At 74.4% G+C, this 2,617-nt stretch carries 5 protein-coding genes; 1 reads left to right on the top strand and 4 read right to left on the bottom strand.

From position 1 onward, the window contains the following. On the bottom strand, window positions 1-213 hold a 213-nt coding region (locus JNW89_RS34090), incomplete at its 3' end, for a hypothetical protein (RefSeq protein ID WP_238452164.1). Window positions 214-473: 260 nt separating this feature from the next. Between JNW89_RS34090 and JNW89_RS34085 the strand changes: the two genes are divergently transcribed. After that, the gene (locus JNW89_RS34085) at window positions 474-1,634 is read left to right on the top strand and encodes a glycosyltransferase family 4 protein (protein WP_238452163.1); all 1,161 of its coding nucleotides are present in this window, start codon (window positions 474-476) and stop codon (window positions 1,632-1,634) included. Window positions 1,635-1,707: 73 nt separating this feature from the next. Here JNW89_RS34085 and JNW89_RS34080 read toward each other — a convergent pair whose 3' ends face one another. The 3 genes from JNW89_RS34080 to JNW89_RS34070 form a co-directional block, all read right to left on the bottom strand. Beyond that, the gene (locus JNW89_RS34080) at window positions 1,708-1,872 is read right to left on the bottom strand and encodes a hypothetical protein (RefSeq protein ID WP_157745799.1); all 165 of its coding nucleotides are present in this window, start codon (window positions 1,870-1,872) and stop codon (window positions 1,708-1,710) included. Then, the gene (locus tag JNW89_RS34075; RefSeq protein WP_238452162.1) at window positions 1,869-2,492 is read right to left on the bottom strand and encodes a hypothetical protein; all 624 of its coding nucleotides are present in this window, start codon (window positions 2,490-2,492) and stop codon (window positions 1,869-1,871) included. The genes JNW89_RS34080 and JNW89_RS34075 overlap by 4 nt, the downstream gene beginning before the upstream one ends. Then, window positions 2,417-2,617: hypothetical protein (locus tag JNW89_RS34070; RefSeq protein WP_238452161.1), on the bottom strand; the 201-nt coding region annotated here is incomplete at its 5' end. The genes JNW89_RS34075 and JNW89_RS34070, both read right to left, overlap by 76 nt.

Below are 2,617 nucleotides of genomic sequence, written 5' to 3'. Positions count from 1 at the left end.
GACCGAGGCGCGGGCGATCCGGTCCACCGCCGGGGCGACCACCGGGGCGGCGGCCACCCGCAGCCGCACCCGCTCGGCGCACTCCGGCGTCACCCGCTCGTCGCGCAGCCAGACGTACCCGGCCCAGCCGACCAGCAGCAGCACCAGGGCGGCGCTGAGCAGCACCACCGGGGAACGGCGGGCGAGCAACCGCGCCGGCACGTCGCCCACCACGGCTGCCTCCCCTACTCGTCGTCGCCCGTCCGCCGGCACGCTGCCGCAGGTCACGGGTGTCGCGGACGGTTTCGGCCGGTGTGTTCACCGACCCCGCATCGTGCCGCGCTGACACACCCTGCCAAGGTTTCGGGTCCCCGGCAAACCCCCGGTCGACGAGCTGTTATCCGATCGTCGCTGCCGGTCCGACCCATTGCGTACGCGGCCCGGGCCGCCCTAGGGTGGCGCGATCGTGCCACTTACTGACCGGTAGGAGCAGCGTGGACACCTCCAGCAGCACCACCGCTCGCCACGTGCTGTTCCTGAACTGGCGCGACACCAGCAACCCGGAGGGCGGCGGTTCCGAGGTCTACATCGAGCGGATCGCCGCTGAACTGGTCGCCGCCGGCCACCGGGTGACGCTGCTCTGCGCCGCCCATGCGCAGGGCGGCCCGGAGGAGATGAACCCCGACGGCGTCCGCGTGCTGCGCCGCGGCTCCCGCCACACGGTGTACGCCCGCGCGGCCCTGACCTACCTGGCCGGGCGGTTCGGGCTGGGCCCGCTGGGCCGGCGCGGCGGCGGCCTGCCGGACCTGGTGGTGGACGTCTGCAACGGCGTGCCGTTCTTCGCCCCGCTGTACGCCGGCCGCCCGGTGCTCGCCCTGGTGCACCACGTGCACCGGGAGCAGTGGCCGGTGGTCTTCGGCCCGTGGATGTGCCGGCTGGGCTGGTGGATCGAGTCCTGGTTGGCGGTCCGGCTCTACCGGCGCTGCCGCTACGTGACGGTCTCCGAGGCCAGCCGCACCGAGCTGGCCGAGCTGGGGGTGGACGCGGAACGGATCGACGTGGTGCCGAACGGCACCCCGCCGGTGACCGGCCCGCCGCTGCCGCGCACCGCCCACCCGTCGCTGCTGGTGCTGGGCCGCCTGGTGCCGCACAAGCGGGTCGAGATCGCGATGCGCACGGTGGCCGAGCTGGCCGGGGAGCTGCCGGAGCTGGAGCTGGTGGTGGCCGGTCAGGGCTGGTGGGAGCAGCCGCTGCGGGAGATCGCCGACTCCCTCGGCGTCGCCGACCGGGTCCGGTTCACCGGCTTCATCAGCGAGGAGGAGAAGCACGAGGTGCTCTCCTCCTGCTGGCTGGCGCTCACCCCGTCGCTCAAGGAGGGCTGGGGCCTGACCATCGTCGAGGCCGCCGCCCGGAGCACCCCGACGATCGCGTTCCGCTACGCCGGGGGCGTCGCCGAGGCGATGGTCGACACCGAGACCGGCCTGCTGGTCGACGACGAGGCCGAGTTCACCGACCAGGTGCGCGAGCTGCTCGCCGACGACGTGCGGCGCAAGGCGATGGGTGAGGCGGCGCTGGCCCACGCGGCCCGCTTCACCTGGGCCGCGACCGGGGCGCGCTTCGCGCAGCTGGTCGCCCGGCTCACCGCCACCCGCTGACGGCCGGCACGCGAACTGCCGCAGACACGCGACCGGGGCGCCCGCATCAGCGGACGCCCCGGTCGACGGTGGTTCAGCGCGTGCCGTACAGCGTGCTCTCGGAGCTCTGCTCACTCACCTTGGAGTTGGCGGCCTCCTTGGCGGACGGGCTGAGCGCATTCGCCAGACCGACGCTGCCGAGCAGGCCGAGCACGACCCCGAGTACCCCGACGGCGACGAACGCGGGCAGGTTCCTCATCCACCTTCTCCTTCCGCGGGACTCGCGTGCCGGGACGCTACCACGCGCCGCAGCACCTGCGCAGTGCCCGAAAAACCGATGGCCAACACCACCGTTCCGGCCAGCAGGTGGGCGTAACCGACCGGGCCGGGGCCGTTCCGGCCGGCCGGGGCCGTCCAGGCCGGGTTCTCGTAGAGGGTCAACTCTGCACCGGCGTGGGCCAGCCGCAGCCCGACCAGCGAGGTCACGGGCACGGCGGGACCCGACGCCCGCTGCACCAGCACCCAACGCGCCCCCATGGCGGCCAGCGGACGGCCGGCGGCGAGCAGGTCGCGCACCTGGGCCGCACGCGGGTCCTCCTTGCCGACCGCGACGTCACCCACCCACAGGGTGTCGTCGATCAGCACCGGCGACGACAGCAGGCGCGGGGCCGGGTCGATCACCACCCGGCCGCCGTTCCAGGCGTACCGCTGGTACTCCTGGAACGGCAGGGAGATCACCTCACCCGGCCGGTCGGCCACCTGCCGGGCGACCACCGCCCAGTCCGCCGGGTAGTTCACCGGCGTCAACCGGCCGAGCGCCCCGAAGGCCAGGTCGGGCAGGAGGGCCACCGGCAGCATGGCCGCGCCGACCAGCAGCACCGTGCCGGTGGTCCGGTCGAACCGGGTGGCCAGCCGGTCGCGAGCCGTTCCGCGCCGAGCGCCACGGCCACCGCGAGGGCCAGCGCGTACGGGACGAGCAGCTTCTGCCCGTCGCGGACCAGCCC

The organism is Micromonospora sp. 4G55, assembly GCF_016803375.1.
This window is presented reverse-complemented; position numbering and strand designations above follow the sequence as displayed.